The organism is Sphaerisporangium album (genome assembly GCF_003323745.1).
Lineage (GTDB): Bacteria > Actinomycetota > Actinomycetes > Streptosporangiales > Streptosporangiaceae > Sphaerisporangium > Sphaerisporangium album.
This window is the reverse complement of the sequence record NZ_QOIL01000002.1, coordinates 455,224-471,588: the sequence shown is the minus strand read 5'-3', so window position 1 is coordinate 471,588 and position 16,365 is coordinate 455,224. Positions and strand designations below refer to the sequence as shown.

General features: G+C 67.0%; 6 protein-coding genes. 1 reads left to right on the top strand and 5 read right to left on the bottom strand.

Annotated features, from left to right (window positions below):
• Nucleotides 1-228: 228 nt before the first annotated feature.
• The 3 genes from DQ384_RS04480 to DQ384_RS04470 all read right to left on the bottom strand — a co-directional run bounded on the left by DQ384_RS04480 (nucleotide 229) and on the right by DQ384_RS04470 (nucleotide 10,112).
• Nucleotides 229-1,134 (bottom strand): serine/threonine-protein kinase, encoded by a 906-nt coding sequence (locus tag DQ384_RS04480; protein WP_114027371.1) that lies wholly within the window; start codon nucleotides 1,132-1,134, stop codon nucleotides 229-231.
• On the bottom strand, nucleotides 1,131-3,296 hold the full coding sequence (locus DQ384_RS04475) for a UvrD-helicase domain-containing protein (RefSeq protein ID WP_114027370.1): 2,166 nt from the start codon (nucleotides 3,294-3,296) through the stop codon (nucleotides 1,131-1,133). The genes DQ384_RS04480 and DQ384_RS04475 overlap by 4 nt, the downstream gene beginning before the upstream one ends.
• Nucleotides 3,297-3,392: 96 nt before the next feature.
• Nucleotides 3,393-10,112, bottom strand: coding sequence for a DEAD/DEAH box helicase (locus DQ384_RS04470; protein WP_245966244.1), 6,720 nt, complete (start codon nucleotides 10,110-10,112; stop codon nucleotides 3,393-3,395).
• Between the two features lie 122 nt (nucleotides 10,113-10,234).
• On the opposite strand from DQ384_RS04470, the gene DQ384_RS04465 reads away from it, so the two are divergent.
• Nucleotides 10,235-10,798, top strand: coding sequence for a hypothetical protein (locus tag DQ384_RS04465; protein WP_114027369.1), 564 nt, complete (start codon nucleotides 10,235-10,237; stop codon nucleotides 10,796-10,798).
• 322 nt (nucleotides 10,799-11,120) lie between these two features.
• On the opposite strand, the gene DQ384_RS42070 is transcribed toward DQ384_RS04465, so the two are convergent.
• Nucleotides 11,121-13,241, bottom strand: coding sequence for an Eco57I restriction-modification methylase domain-containing protein (locus DQ384_RS42070; RefSeq protein ID WP_425451416.1), 2,121 nt, complete (start codon nucleotides 13,239-13,241; stop codon nucleotides 11,121-11,123).
• A gap of 451 nt (nucleotides 13,242-13,692) precedes the next feature.
• Nucleotides 13,693-16,365, bottom strand: coding sequence for a hypothetical protein (locus DQ384_RS44080; protein WP_425451412.1), 2,673 nt, complete (start codon nucleotides 16,363-16,365; stop codon nucleotides 13,693-13,695).

The window sequence follows — 16,365 nt, the reverse complement described above, 5'->3', positions numbered from 1 at the left end:
GTCGTCGTCAACAAAGAAGAGGAGTGGGCGGCCAGCCTGGGCAGGGCCGAAGAACTCCTCGGCCAACCGACCCTGCCACCAATCATAAGAAAGCACCGAAATCTATCCAAGTTAGGGATGCACTGCGGCAGACATATCAGCAGAATAGAGATCAGGTGACCACATATGCGGATCTATCGCCTCACGTTATGGAACCGATGCTCTTTTTTCCACTGAGATGCGTGTGACTCAGGGGCCGATCTGCCGAAGGGTTGCGGCGTACATGTGGGTGGGGTGGGTGGACAGGTCTTTGTCGATCAGGCCTGGGATCGGCGGCGGGGGTTCGATCAGGGGAAGCAGGGTGCGGAACACCGACGCCGCGCTGTGCGGACGTTCTTCGGGGGACTTGGCGAGCAGGTGGAAGGTCAGCTCGCGGAGTTCCCGGGGGATGTCGGAGCGGCCCAGAGGTGGCGGTGTTTCGCTGCGGCTGCGGTAGATCTCGGCCATCAGGTCGGGTGCGGCGAAGGGGCGCGTGCCGGTCAGCAGCTCATACAGCAGGCATCCCACGGTGTACAGGTCGCTGGAACGGCTCGCCGAGGCACCGTCCAGCAACTCCGGGGCCATGTAGCGGGCTGTGCCGGGTACCGCGCCCGACTGGGTGATCCTGGAGAACTCCTCTCCGCTCAGCGCCGTCGCCACCCCGAAGTCGATCACCTTGACAGTCGCGTCGGGAAGCATCACCAGGTTGCCCGGCTTGACGTCCCGGTGGATCAGGTCGGCGGCATGCGCGGCCGCCAGGACGGCACAGACCTGGGCACCGATGATCGCCACCCAGGGAACGGGCAGTGGCGAGTGCTCGTCGATGAGATGTGCGACGGTGTGGCCGTCGAGGTACTCCATGGCCAGGAACAGCCGGCCCTCGTCGCTCCCGAAGTCGTACACGACGGGCGTGCCGGGGTGCCGCAGGCGAGCGGTGATCCGCGCCTCACGATAGAAGCGCCGGACCGTCTCCTTCCTGTCGGCCAGGTCGTCCTCGTGGATCAGCTTGACCGCGACGGGCCGGTTGAGACGCAGGTCAGATCCCAGCCAGACCTGGCCCATGCCCCCACGAGCGATAGGCTGGGACAGTTGGTAGCGCTCGGCGATCGTCTTCACGGCAGGAACCTGCTGCGTCGGCCATGCCAGGAGATCACCAGCGAGTCCCGCGCCCGCGTGCACGCGACGAACAGCAGGGAGCGGGCCTGCTGAAGCTCGCGCCGGAAGCGTAGCGCGTCACCTCGCTCGTACTGCATGACCCGATGTGAGGGCACCAGCCCTTCGGCGACACCCGCGATGATCATCCGCTGGTATTCGAGCCCCTTGAACCGGTGCATCGTCCCGACGTGGACCGCGTCGTACAACTTCGGCCCCTCGGGCCCGATGGACGTGGCGAAGATTCCCGCCTTGCCGAGCCGGTTCTCCACCTCGGAGACCATGGCACGCTCGGGGACGCAGATCGCGATCGCCGCGGGCGCCACATCGTCCCACTCGCGGACCTGGTCCACGATCGCGTCCAACTCGGCCTCCCAGGTGGGGGCCGGCCGAAGCGTGGGGCGCATGCCGTGCAGCACCGAACGGTAGCCGGACAGGTCGTCGCGGCCGTCGTCGAGGTCGTCCCACTCCTCTTGCCCGAGCACGCCGAGAGCAGCGCCCAGGATCTCGTGCGTGGTGCGATAGCTCAGCGTGAGCCTCGACGACCGTCCCCGGATGTTGATCCCGAGGGTTCCCAGCGACACGTAGTTGCCGTACAGCCGCTGGTGGGTGTCCCCGGCCAGGAAGATGTCGTTAGGGCCTTCGGGCACCATGGCGCGCAGCATCTTCCAGTGGGCCGCGCTGAGGTCCTGAGCTTCATCGACCACGACGTGCCGGTAGCGCGGCCGGTACCAGATCCCGGAATCATGCTGGAGCTTCACCGAGTCGATCTGGTTCGCCTCGTACGATGCGATCTTCCGCGCGCGTTCGATCTCCAGCCGGGCGGCGCGCTCCGCCACCTGACGGTAGGTCCACAGCTCTTTCTTGTCGAGTTGCTTCACGTAGCGTTCGACCAGCTGCCAGATGGCGGCCCGGTCCTCCCGGGTGATGGTCCGTCCTCGTCCGGCGCGGCGCGCACGGAAGTAGTCGGCGCGGGAGTTGATCGCCTGGCCGAGGATGACATGGGACCACTCCGCGTGCAGGAAGTCGGGATCCCACCGCGTCTCTCCCGCTTCGCCGAGCAGCTCCTCCCACTCCATGATCGCCTTCGTGTCGTCGATCCACCGGCGTTGCCCGCCAGGCTCCGCCTCCGCCACGATCTTCGCGGCGAGGCTGTCTATGTTCACGATATCCACCCGGTCGACGACCTCGGGTCCGGCGAGTTCCAGCATCCTGCGCCGCAGATCGACGGCCAGGTTCTTGTTGAAGGTGGTCAGCAGAACCGCCTTGCCGTGCCCAGGGCCGAGCTTGTCCACCAGGTGTCTCACGCGGTGCAGCGCGACGATCGTCTTGCCGGTACCGGGTCCGCCGCTGAGCCGGGCGGGACCGCTGTAGGCGCGTTCCACCGTCTTGCGCTGTGCGGGGTGCAGGAACACCCGCCAGCGCCCGAAGTCTCCTTCGAGGATCTCCTGCAGGGCAGTGTCCTCGGTGGTGACCAGCGTCGCGGGCCTGGCGAGGGCCGCCTGGTAGTCCTCGGCGTCGACCGGATCGGGGGCGGTGACGGGTGCGGTGACCTGGTCGAGCACCTCCTCGGCGCTCTTCCCGTCGTGCAGGGCGAGCAGCACCTCGCCGGTGAGCTGGGGAGCGTACTCGGCCAGGCCGAGCAGCTCCTCCTCAGTCGTGATCTTCGCGATGAGCGGGAGCAGTGGCTCGGCCACGCCGAGTTCGAGAAGTTGCTCGGTCGTGTGGGCGGAGAACAACGTCTCCGGCCCGGCCGGCTTCTGTTCGCCCACCCGTTCTTCGATGGTGACGAGGTCGACGAACTCGATGCCGCCGCTGACCGGGTTGATCTGGTACGCGAACCGGTCGAGGTTCTCGTACACGTCCTTGCGGTGCTTGACCGCGACCAGGATGTAGTCCGATTCGCCGGCGTGCAGTAGCAGCGCCCGGTACTCCTGGTTGACCCGCGCGGAGTACAGCCTCGGATGTCCTTTGAGCTGCTTGAAGTGCAGCCCGGGGTTCGCCGGGTTCTTGCGGAACTTGTGCTGGAAGTCGTAGATCGCACCCTTGACGTCCCGCGAGAGCTTGATGATCTCCTTGTCGGCCTTGTCGAGCAGCCGCAGCGTCGCCTCGCCCTGAATGCTCACTTGTCCCCCTGATCACGCTCGATGGCTCTGGACGATTCCGCAAGGCCGTGGCGGCTCATCGGGTGCTCCTCCTGGATTCCGCAGGACCGTGGTCGCTCACGTGACGTTCCCCCCTCGAATCCGTTCGGCCAGTTCCTCGGCCGTCCAGACGCGTACGTCGTGCACGACCCAACCGGCCGCCGTGTACGCCGCGTTCCGGTTGCGCGCCTCGTCGTCGTCCCCAGCGAGAACGACCGCCACCTTGGCCGACGGCCACGCCATCTCCGCCTGCCAGGCCTGCTCACCGAGCTCGAACCCGACCCCTCCCTCACCTGGCGCCGGAACGCCCAGCTCGGCGAGGGCTCGGGCGAACTCCGCGAGCCCCGCCTCCTCCGGGTCGAGAACGTCGTAGATCCGCTCCCAGCTGGGGTCCACCTCGTTGCCCGACGCCGTCGGCCCGGTTTGCCCTTCGACGACGGGACGCCGTACGGGCAGCGTCCGGTCCGATACGGGCTCCGCCCGGTCGCGCACGGGCACGGTCTCGTCCAGTGAGGAGACCGAAGTGGTCGTCGTCTCGGTGACGGACACTCCGGAGTCCTCGTCGAGTGGCTTTGCATGGGCCGGGTCGAGCGGCTTTCCGGCGGGAACCGGAGCATCGACCAGGTCCTCGTCCAGCGGCACCAGGCTGAGCGTGGAGAGGATCCCGGCTCCGCCCGCCGCCGCGAGCAACGTCGGGTCGAAGGTGTCCAGGCCGGTGACGGTGAGCTGCCCGCCCTCCCCTGCGCCAATGTCCAGGAACTGCAGCAGGTTGCCCCAGTACAGCCATGCCGCCCACCGGCGGCGGTGCGCCTCCTCGTCGGCGACGATCGTCTCGTGCCGGTCGTCGACCACGGCGAAGGCCGTCCACGCGTACCCGGATCGCTGGTCGATGATCAGAGCGACGGGGCAGCCGCTCGTGTCGGCGGACCACCGTACCGCGATCGCACCGGCGGTCGACGGGGGCATGGGCTCGCCCCGGAGCGCAGCCATCAGCCGCTCCGGTACGCCGTCCGGCCCACAGACGCTCTGTGCCTGTGTGACCAGCAGCAGCCCTGCGGCGGCGGCTTCGGCGCGGCGGAGCCACCGGCCGGGGTCCGGCTCGCCGAGGAACGCGAGCAGCGTGTCGATCGGGTTGGTCCACATGGTGCGGACCAGTTCGTCCGGCTCACGGTCAGGGCTGAACTGCTGGTAGACCTGCCGCGCGGCCGTACGGGCGTTGCCCAGGTAGGGAGCCCGTAACGGTTCCGTGGACGGGGACGGACTGTGTCCGCGCCCTTCCCACTCGTCCAGGTCGTCCCAGGTCAGCTGGAAGACCAGCGTGCCGTGCGCGCGGAGCCGGGTGCGCTTGGCCGCGTCGCCCGCCAGCCGGTTCTTCGCCGGGGACGCGTGGTAGTTGTATCCGTCGAGGTAGACGGCGACCTCCGCCGGCCCGGACGTGACCGAGACGGCGTCCAGCCGCCGGAACAGCACGTCGGGCCTGGTCTCCCTGATGGTGTTCTGCAGGATCATCTGCCAGTGCGCGATCGAGCCGTCGGCCTGCTCGATGCGCAGGTCCGCGGTACGTCGGCCGTTGACCGTGCCCGCGCGGCCCAGCGTACCGGGCGTGTCGCTCCGGCGAGCCCAGGCCTGCAGGCCGCCGAGGAAGCGGGCTTCCAGCTCGCTCTCCACCTGGTCCCACAGGGAGATCGCGTCGGTGCTGGCTACCGTCGCGGTGTCCCACTCTTCGAGGAGCTCGCGAAGCATGATGAGAGCCTCGGCCCGGCTCACCTTGTCGTACTTGTCCCCGGACACGTGCGCCAGCAGGCAGCGGTGGCAGGCGACCTTGGATCCGTCGGTGGCGCAGGCGCAGGTCTCCACGATGTCCCGCGCCGCGGCGAGCACCTTGCGGAACTCCTCCGGCGTGGACAGCCGGTGCAGGTAGCCGGTGCCTCCAGGCAGCGTGTCGTGCAGGACGAGGAACCGGCGGCGCCGTCCGGTCTCCTGGTCGGGCATCGTCGCGGTGACGACCGCCAGGTGGTCGGGGTCGCCGCCGTAGCAGGCCGCCACTCCGGCCATCAGCGCCGCCTCGAACGACGCCATCCGCTGTTCGATCAGCAGGGTCGCGACGGGAAGCAGGATGCGCAGCGCCTCGGTGCGTAGTACGTGGGCGAGGATCAGCTTGACGTGCTCGACGTCCTCTGCCGCGCGCCGGTAGGCGCACCATGGCCGGTGGTGCTTTCGGGAAGGGTCGGCGAACGAGCTCGCCTGCGGCCCGATGGTCGCCATCATCGCCGGGGGCCCGTCCCATGTCGCGCCGCCGCAGGCCGGGCAGGCGTGGAACGGGTTGAGCCGGACGTCCTCCCCGGCGAACCGGTCGGTGGCGGGCCGGTCGTAACGGGTGGTGCCCAGGTTGAACCGCCGGATGACCGCCTTGCGGGTGAAGTCGACGCCGAACGTCGTCTTGGCGTGCCGCCAGGACCCAGGCGCGATGTCCGCCGGCTCCAGGTCGACGGCGACCGCCTGCTCGTAGTAGCGCCGCTCCCGGTCGTCGTGGTCGTCGCGGATCTGCGCGTCGTCACGCCGGTCGTGGGCGGTGACCCGGATCGGGCGCAACACTCCGTGCAGGCACTCGCGGTCTCCGATGGCCGTGTTGCCGCAGCGCGGGCACGGGCTGGTGTCGGCCTCGGCGAGCGTGGTGCGGACGTACCCGCAGTCGGAGCAGACCCGCCACTGCTCGAAGGACGGGCGGGATGGGGTGCCGAGGTCGAGCCCGGTCACCTGGTGCTGGTAGCCCTGCATGTAGAAGGAGTTGCCGGGGGCCAGCTCGGTCAGCGCCAGCCGGGCCGAGCGCTGGTACTCCCGCACCTCGCTGTGGTAGCGGCTGTTCCCGTCGGGCGTCTCCTCTTCCCAGGTGAGGGTGGCCTCCAGGCTGGTGCGCGAGTCGATCAGCGAGTAGTTGGGCAGCAGCCCGAGCTCGACCAGCGTGCCGTGCGCGTTCTCCCGCCCGATGTCGCCGATGCGCTTGGCGACGCCACGGCGCTCGGCCTGCATCTCCCGCTTCCGGTCACGCTGGATCGGGTCCGACTCCAGCAGCGGCTCGATCGCCGCGTCGATCGCGGACAGCCTGTCGCGAAGGTCGGACAGCCGCTCACTCCAGGTCCGCTCGGCCTCCTGTACGGCCTGCGCCAGGCCTGCGACGGCGAACTCGCGCAGCTCTTCGGCGGCCCCGGCTGAGACGGCTTCGCCGAACAGGTCGAGGAAGCCTTCGACCAGTGAGGCTCCATCGCGAAGGGCGGCCGGGACGAAGGCCGCCAGCCAGCCGGTCTCGCCGAACAGCGCCGAGGCCAACCTGGGGAGCGGGAGCACTCCCTGTGCGTGGCGCAGCCCTGCGGAGCCTGATCGATCCGGGAGCCCGCGCAGGACTGGCTGATCCGCCCGTGGGCTCGGGCCGCCGTCTCCCGTGAGCCTGCCTCGGGCGCACAGGTCGATCAGGTGGGCGACGTACTGGCGGCGCAGGATCTCCACCGCCGACAGGTAACTGCCGGGTGGCACGATCTCCCCCGCGATCATGTCCCGGGGCTCACCGAGGAAGTACAGGTCGCGCGGTGATCTGCCGACGAGCGTGACCAGGAAGGCGTTGCCCGTACGCCTCCCCGCCCGGCCGACCCGCTGCACGTAGTTGGCGGGACCGGGCGGCAGCGAGGCGAGGACCACCGCGGACAGGTCGCCGATGTCGATGCCCAGTTCCAGGGTCGGCGTGCACGCCAGGACATTCGGGTCGTTGTACCGGGTACCCTCGCGGAACCGCTGCTCCACCTGCTCGCGCTGCTTGCGGGTGAGCGCGCCGGTGTGCTCCGCGGTGACCACCCGGAACACGCCGTCGCCTTCCAGGTACAGCCGGCGGTAGTAGTCGCGCCGGTAGTCGAGGTCGTCGCGGTGGGTCAGATGGCCGCGGCAGCGGTAACGCGGGCACGGCTGTCCGAGCCAGTCGCCTGTCAGCTCGGGATGCACGGTCTGCTCCCAGGCGCAGGCATCGCAGCCGATGCCCGCCTCGCCGGTCTCCGGACCGGTCAGCAGCCGGACCTGGACGTGACCGGGCTGCAGCCCGTACACCCGGGTGGCCCCGTCGTCGGCGACGCGGGCCGAGAGCACACCCTCCCCCGCCAGCGTCGGCAGGATCCGCGCGAGGTAGTCGCCGGCGACGCCACGGCCCAGACCGAGACAGCGGGCCGTCCAGTCCTGGTACCAGCCCTGGTCCGCGTCGATCCGGTCGAACTCGGAGCGGTTCTTCTTGCGGTCGAGCAGGAACGTCGGCGCGGAAAGCCCGCGGGGAAACGCTGGCATGCCCTCGGGACGCTTGCCCCAGATCGCCGCGTACCTCCTGGTACCGGCGACCGCGATCCACCGGTCCAGCCAGACGTGCTTGATCGCACCCCGGGTACGCAGCCGCTCCAGCAGGCCGCGCACGAACACCAGGTAGCGATCCTCACCGGCGAGTTCGATCATCCCCGGCATGTCCACGTGCTTGTCCCGCGCCAGCGCCGCGATCTTCGACGGGTCGTGCAGCACGACCTCCGCGGCGGCGGTGCGGGTGAGCTCCAGCGTACGGCCCTGCCGGGAGCGCAGGCCGAGCTCCATGACAGTGGCGAACGCCAGCCGTTCCCCGATCAGTCCCCACGCCTGCGCGGTGCCGGTAGTCCCCCCGGACAGGAGCGCGTCGACCTCGTCCCGATCGTGCAGGTCGGGCGGCACGACGGCGGACAGCACGTCCGGCTCGCTCGCGGCGGCGATGAGGTCGGCCACCAGGTCGTTCAGCAGCGTAGGCGTCTCTGCGGAAAGACGCGAGGTGAGCAGCCGACGCAACGAGAACGTGTAGGAGCGGTTGGCGACGAACCCGGCCCGGTGGGCGGCGTCCTGCACCGAGTCGTTGAACAGGAGGGTCTTGCGCTGCCCAGGTTCGAGCTGGTTCGCCGCGAAGAGCTGGGTGATCGTCACCGAGGCGAGCGAGGCCAGGCCGGCACCGAGGAAGCGGATACCCTGGTCCATCTGGCATGCCGAGCAGCGGTCCTGCTCGGCCGACCGGCCGGCCTCGGCCTCGGTGCGCAGGTCGGCCAGGACGAACACGTTGTCGCCCTCGCCGTAGACGTCCCTGTGCGGGTCGACCGGCCGTACTCGGTCACCTTCCAGCACCGCCACCCACTGCGCGGTGCTCTCGACCTCGCTACGGGTGGCGAGCAGCAGCGGGCGGATGCGCTTCTTCTCCGAGCCGACGGCCGCGCGGTAGATCTTGTCCGGGTTGGTCACCAGCTCCTGCGGGTCGCGCTCCGGCGAATAGGCCGCCCAGCCGGACCGGCCGCAGTGGCGGCAGAACACCGACGGCAGCAGGGTCTTCCCGTTCACGTTGAACGTCGAGTCCGCGTCCAGCACCGGCAGCTCGCCCACCCAGGCGAAGGCCGGGGAATGGTGCACCAGGCGGAGCAGCCGGGACACGGCGCGCACCCAGACATGCGTCTCTATGTGTAGGAACGGCCGGTTCGCGTCGTCCGGATCCCGCGCCGCCGACAGCAACGCGACGAAGCGGGCCAGCGCGGTCGCGGCCTGGGCGGGAGACTGGCGGATGGCCCTGCCCCAGTTGTAGGCGCCCCGGCGCGGCAGCAGTTCGAGCATCTCCTCCATCGTCGCCGGGCCACCACTGAGCAGGTCGAGCACCGCCTGGGTGAGGATGTGGGTCTTCAGGACCCCGCCGAGCTCCACCGGGGTCAGGCCGTTCCGGCCGGTTACCTCGGCGGCGATCTCGTCGAGCGCGGCCGGGTCCCGCACCGGGTCGCCGAAGACGGCGAGCGCCTGCGGGTCGGGGAGCGGCAGGGTGACGTCGATCTCGCCGACGAACTCCTCCGGGGTCAGCCGGTCCTCGCCGACCACGGCCCCTTCGGGAAACGGCGTACCGAAGACCTGCTCGGCGACCTGACGGATGACCTCGGTGTCGCCGCCCTCCCCCAAGGTCGCGGAGGTGGCGACCGGGCAGATGGCCCCCAGCGGTCTCCCCTCTCCCTGGCCGGAAACCGTCGAATGGCCGGTGGCGGCGGCGAGGCGGCGCAGCAGCATGGCGACATCGGTGCCCTGCGCGCCGTCGTAGGTGTGGAACTCGTCGACCACGACGTACGCGATGCCGGCATCGTCCCAGAGCGGAAGGTCGTCGACGCGCTGGAGCAGCAGGTCCAGCATCTTGTAGTTGGTGATGAGGATGTCGGGCGGATTCCTGCGGATCTCCGCGCGCTGGGTCATCACCCGCTGGTAGCCGACCTCGGGGGTGTCGCCGATGTAGAGCGCGGCGGTCACCTGGTGGAGGTCGGGCTGCTGCAGATATTCGTTCAGCCGGTGCGCCTGGTCGGTGGCCAGAGCGTTCATCGGGTACAGCAGCACGGCCTTCACGCCGGGCCGCTGCTTGGCCCGCTCGCGCCGGCAGTGGTCCAGCACCGGGAGCAGGAACGACTCGGTCTTGCCCGAACCGGTACCTGTGGTGATCAGCGTCGGCTCGGGGGTCTTGTTCAGCGAACTGAGCCTCTGAAAGGCCCTGGCCTGGTGCCGGTACGGCGTGAAGTCCTGCGGCGCCCACCCGAGGGCGTCCCGCCAGCCCTCCTCGGCGGCCCGGAACGGCGTGCGGATGCGCAGGTACGGCCCCCGGAAGATGCCCTGCTCAGGATGGTTGAGGAACCGTTCGAGCGCTTCGCGAACCGGCTTCTCGGCAAGGGCGAACGTGGTCGTGAGGAACTGCGTTAGATTCCGCTGTAACTCCTCAGCCGCAAGCGTCGGCTTCACGCCGCCCTCCTATGAAGTTGTGTGGCTAGCACCCTGTTTTGTCCGCCTACGACCCGCAATCGTGTTCGAAATCCCGGTCGCGTTCGAGCTTCTTTTACAATTAGTGACGATAACCTTACTCGGTGCTTACCGCGTACATCGACGAGAGCCTCCGTCGCCGCCCCGACGACTGCGGCGTCTACGCCCTGGCAGCCGTCATCGTGGACTCCACCGATCACGACGACATCCGGGCAGTTCTGAGGTCGCTCCGCCTGGGCAAGAACACCCGCCTGCATTGGAGAGAGGAATCCTCGGCACGGCAACTTGCGATCAGCAAGAGGCTCGCGGACATGCCGATACGCGGCATTGTCGCAGTTCACCTCTACGGGAAGGAGACCCGAACCGAACGAGCGCGCCGAAGGTGTCTGCAGAGACTGCTGGTCGAACTGGATGGGATGGGGGTCTCGACAGTCATCGTCGAGAGTCGCTCTCCCGGCCAGGATCACCTGGACCTCTTGCTCCTCATGGCTGCCCGCAAAACTTACAGACTGTCCAAGAACATGACGGTCTCGTGGCAGTCCTCTTACGAAGAACCGCTTCTCTGGGCTGCCGACAGCGTCGTAGGGGCCACCACGTGGTGGCTGGATGGACGCACAGACTGCTTCGATCTTCTGACCGGGCAAGTCCACGTGATCTGCCTCGACTGAGGGCAGACAGCGCGAAGGCCGGACGCCCGATTCCATCGGGAGGCCCGGCCTCACTTCCAACACCCACCGGGGGTGCGGCACTCCCTAGTGTGCCTTACGGAAGGTGACGAGGCAAGCGCAGAGGAGAACTCAAGACGGTACGGCCGTGGCTCCTCCAGCAGATCCATACCGGCGCCCCCTTCGCACGCCAGCCCTCCGAAGGACTCTGAGCGGACCCCGGCTCCGCCCACCGGTCCCCCGCTCAACCCCGACGCGGCCGACCGATCGGCTTCACTGGCCTGCCGAGACGCCTCCCAGGCACGGCTCCCGCCCACGCGGGCCATCACTCCCCCGCCTGAGCTTTGCGCAGCCGCTCACTGAAAACCGCATGAGCCTGCCGATACTCAGCCTCCCGATCCGCCTTATAGAAGGGCGCGACGTACCCCTCCGGAACCGGGCCCCGAACCTCGGGGTCCAGGTGAACCATCAGTTTCTCGAAGTGCTCCTTCGTCTGACCTTGCCCCCATTGATTGAAATTCGCCGCAAGTTTGCGTCCTCTGCCGTCAAACCACATCTCACGCTCGTATTCCACAAGCTGAGGAAAACGTGACCTGTACAGAGCAATCAGAGCATCGATGTCAATACCCACCATCACAGCAACCAGCGCATCCAGCTCCACAAGGGCGGACCGGCGCGCCCTCTCAACACGTATGGGTGTTACCCACTCCCATTCAGGAGAAAGTCCGGAGTTTAGTTCCGGCAAGCCGAACCACTCCACTGCCCACCCCTCATTGCTCCATTCCTCACAGAAAAGCTCCGACCACAAAGGCGCATACTCTCGAGTTAGGCAATTGAGGCGCAAGGTGCGCAGCAAGAGTGCATCCGCCAACGGATGCGCTGGATCAGGTACCAGCATAGCGCGCGCTTCCATGACATCAAGATGACCCCTACCACCGATACGAAGAGAATAATCAAGCGGAAGCGCCGACCAATATCCCGCAACGAGAGCAGTTTCCCGATTAGTAATCAGCGCCATCGATCTGACACCATGAATATGCGCGGGCCCAGGCGGGAATATAGCCGGGAATAGGCTACGCTCAGTCGAGGCTGGAATCATCTCCCGCCAAGCTACGCGATAGAATTCAGTATATGGAAGCTCTGCCTCCTTGAGGAGCACAGCTTTAATCTGCTCTTGCGTCACCTCTAGGAACTCGATGGACCGCGTTTCAGCTACACGAGTTCGCGCACGAGCAACCCTCTCGGGCGAGGACAGCAACCTATCGAGAAGTGAATAATCTATCCATCGATCCTGAGCCTGCCGATATATTTCTAGGTCCGTGGCGCGACGATAATCAGTTGACGGAACAGCATCCTCGGGCAACGAGCACAGATCAACTGGCTTGTCTGTGTGCTTGGTGTTCGGTGGCTGCTTGGCAAATGGAGTCGCACCAGTGAACTGCGGGCCGCGGAGGACGACTTCCCTCCAGTCTCTCGGATCCGAACTTTCCCAGCGAATAAGACCGTCCTTCTTCGCAGCCGACTCGTCATATCCCCTAGTTATCCTTGCCTCGAGTTGCCCTAGCCGTGGCCGTGCGGTAGCCAAGGCAGCGATCGCCTGCTGTTCTGCTGTCGAAACTGGATAAAGAAGCTTGGTCTCTTCGACCGGCACATCAGGTGCATCCGCCAGCATGCGCCACTCGGCCAAGGTTTTTTCATTCACGCGGATTAGTCGTGCACGATGGCCACGCAAATCCCAAGCACCCTCATGTTTGATTCCCGGCACTTCACCCTCTCCATTATGACTGAACGATTCCATCAATGGTCTCGGATCGAACAGCCAGCTCACATGAATGAAATCAATTTCCCGCCGAGCCCCGTAAATATTAATAGAGAACTGCTTGTTCCAGTCGACCTCCCTAAAGAGGAGCCGACGATTCTGAAAATGGGCATGGAGCCTCAAGTGTCGGTACGTCGCCGCACGAAATTGTCCTTCCTTAGCACCGTCGAAGTGCGTCTTGGGATGGATCAGAGCAGCAACAGACCCGGCCCCTAGATTTCCCCAGGCACGCAACATGAAAACGCGATAAAGATCGGGTTGCGTCCCTGCAAGAAGTCTGTAGGTAGATATCGAACCGAAGAACGCGACTGTTCCACTATGTATACCGAGCTCATCCAGGATGAAACTAGTATCCAAATTGTTGATAACTGCCGATTTTCGCAGCTCAACTTCCTCAACATTAGGCTGCTCTTGAAGCATGAACCATGGATCAAGCTCCGCCAGAATAGGAGCTTCTTCCCAGCGTGGACGCACCCAAGGGGGATTCCCGACTTGGAGGTCGAAACCCCCGTTGGTGAATACCTGGGCGAAGTGGAGTTCCCAGTGGAAGAAGCCCTGTTGGTCGGTGATGTCTTCGATTTTGTCGAGCCAGGGGAAGTGTTCGGCCAGTTTGTTGGGGGATGCCATGCCCATCCAGAGAGGTAGCTGGTCTTCGTACGCCTCAAGGTCGGTCAGGCTGGCGAAGTTCGAGGCCAGGGAGTCTTCGGGGATGTCGGCGCGGCCGAGGAGGGACTCGGCGAAGTCGAGCCAGTCGTCGAGGTTGGCCAGGGGGATGACCGGGCGGAGGGGCTCAAAGGCCGGGCGCTTACGGGCGGGCTTCGAGCGGGGGGCACGGGCTTCCTTGGCCTCGTGGGCGAAGCCGTCTAGGGAAAGTTGCTCGTCACCGATGGGGAACAGCGCACGCTGGTGACGAATCCGGAAGCCGATCGTCTCGTCCGGGCCGGTGTCGACGGGAATGGCCGCCTGGATCGAATCCTGGGGACCGGACTGCGTGGCCGCCGGCGAGTCAGTACGTCCAGGGTCCGCGTCCGTCTTCGCCACGGTTGGCGTTACAGCATCTGATCCGTAGTCAGACGTTTTAGACGGCGCCAGCCTCGTATAGACCGGGTCGGTACCGTCGAGGAGAGCGGCCTTGTCGAGGGGCCAGAACCAGAGGGCGCACCAGGCGTCCATGACCTTCTTCAGGCGCCAGTACGGGGTGCCGGGTGCGACGAGGTCGCCGAAGACCTTCTCCTTGGGGACGGCATCGGCGGGCTGGTCGATCCAGTCGGCGCCCCAGACATCGATCTTGCGGCTGATCTCGCGATCGGAGATGGCGAGGCGCTGGATGACCAGATCCCCAGAGGTATTCGGCCCGGCCGGAGAGAGCCTGGAGGCGCTGGAGTTGGGATGGCTTCCGAGCACCGGACTTCTTGTCCGACGGTGACTTGCGGATCTGCCTGCGCCAGTCGGCGAGGCGCTTGGTGTCCTCGGGCGCGAGCTCCTTGGCTTCCTTGGCTCCCGCGACGGCTCCCCAGCCCTCTGCGGGCAACAGGAAGTGGTGCACCTTCCCGGCAGGCAGCGGGCCCGCGGAGAACGGGACGTCCTCAGGGGCCGACTTCAGCCACTGTCCCTTGGTCAGCGCCGACGGGTCGTACACGCGGCGGCCCGCGCCGATGAGGGAGTTGCCCCGGCGCAGGTGCAGCCCGAACCAGGGGGCCTGGAGGCCGGGGTGCATGACGTTCAGCCAGACGGAGACCTCGGCGAGCTCGATGGCGGTCTCGTTGAGGTCGACGCCGTAGGCGTTGTGCAGCGCGATGTACGCCTTGACCCGCTGCAGCGTCTCCTCGTACTTCTCCGGGTCGACGCTCTGGCCGAGCTCCTTCTGGCGCCGCCTGAGGTATTCGGCGGCCACCTGGTTGATGGCCTCGTTGAGGAACGCGCCCGACCCGAGGGCAGGCTCGCAGATCTTCCACTCCAGGATCTCGCGCGCGGTGGTGACCGTGCCGTCCTGGTCGAGCCGGTGTTGCAGGGCGAGCTGGACAGTGACCTGGGTCAGCGACTCGGGGGTGTAGTACGACGCGCTGGTCTCGCGGTCACGCCCGGCGAGCCGATAGACGAATGCGCCCTTGGGGTGGTGCTTGTACCCGCCGGTCTGGTGCCCGTCCTCGTCGAGTTCGGGAACGAAAACGTCCGAGGGGTAGTCGTCGACCTTCGAGGCGGGGATCGTCCAGGTGCCGCCGTGCGGGTCGCCGTGTTTGGCGACCTCGTACAGCTCCTCGGTGGAGATGAAGCCCGTGTAGGACATCAGCCCCTCGTACACCGCGCCGAGCTGGTTGATGCCGAGTTGCGCGTACGAGATGAACCCCCCGCGCTCCTTCCTGCGCCCCCTCGTGAGCATGAGCAGGCGCAACACCTTGTGCAGCGTCTCGTTGCGGAGCCGCGTGTCGATCGTCGGCGCGTCCGGGTCGTCCTCGTCGTACCCGGGCACGGTCAGCGCCTCACGTCCGATGAGCTTGATGGCCTCGGGCTCGAACAGCCCGGAGCGGAGCGGCTCGAATCGCAGCCCCTCCCCCTCCGAGCCTTCCGGCGCGGTCCCGCCCCGAGGACGGTGCCCCCGGTTGACCAGCTGGAACAGCTTGTCCAGCGACTCGTACAGGTGGAAGCTGTACCTGGCCTCCTCGCCGGACAGGTCGCGTACGACGAGGTCGCCGAGCCGGGCGAGGCTGTATCCCTTGGTGTAGTCATCGTCGTCGGTCGGCAGAATGCCGTGCTCGGGCCGCGCTTCGGCGTACAGCAGGAACAGGATCCGGTAGAGGTAACGCAGCGCTTCGCGACCCAGCTCCTTGGCGAGAGCCCCGGGCTCCATGACGTCCTCGGGCCGCACTTTGACGGGCCCGTTCTCGGTGGGACGTTCGGCCTGGCGGATCCGGTTGAGCACCTCGTTGGCGATCAGCTCGACCGACTGCTGCAGGCCCCTGCGAAGCTCGGTGGAGACGCCGACGGCGTGCTGGCGGGAGCTGGTGAGCAGCTCGTCGAGCTTGTCGGAACCGCCTTCCTCGGGAGGCAGCAGCGAGTCGGCGCCGAAGAGCGCCGCGATGGTCTGCAGCTCTTCGAGGTTGTTCCGCCCGAGCGCCACGTCCAGGCTGACAGCCAGGTAGCGTCCCTCGCCCCAGGTGGCGCGGTCGGCGAGCACGACCACTCCCCCGGCGAGGATCAGCACGTAGCGCGGCGGCGTGTCGCTCGCGAGCAGCCACGAGGCCAGCTTGGTCACCGACGTGATGCGCTCGCGGTTGTCGAGCTGCACGGGGAACAGCACACGGCCCGAGCGTGCGTCCAGGGCGGCGTCCACGTCGGCGGCCCAGCCACATTCGACGGCCACCAGGTGCTGGTCCGCGTACGCGACCTGGACGGCGTACTCCTTGCCGGCCCGCTCCACGGTCAGCTCGCGTGGTCGCGTTTCGAACGCCAGGGCGCGCAGCACGTCGCCGTGCAGCTCGTTCAGCTCCTTACGCCATTCGGTCTCCTCGTCCGGACTGACGGGGTCGCCGCCGCGCAGCCGTGCGTCGAAGTCGGCGAAGAACGGCCGATCGGCGAAGTACTGCTTGCCCAGAGCGCGCAGTCCCCGGCGCGGCGTCGTACGGCCGGCCTTTTCCTCCTCGTTCCAGCGCGCGAGCAGGCCTTCCTTCTTCTTGAGATCCTTGGGGAGAACCTCGGCCAGGTAGTGCGCCGAGAAGTAGTCACCGCGGTTGACCAGCGAATCGAAGCTCAT

Coding starts and splice junctions, on each gene's coding strand:
- DQ384_RS42070 (WP_425451416.1), bottom strand. CDS start 13,241: ATGGCATCCCCCAACAAACTGGCCGAACACTTCCCCTGGCTCGACAAA.
- DQ384_RS44080 (WP_425451412.1), bottom strand. CDS start 16,365: ATGAGCTTCGATTCGCTGGTCAACCGCGGTGACTACTTCTCGGCGCAC.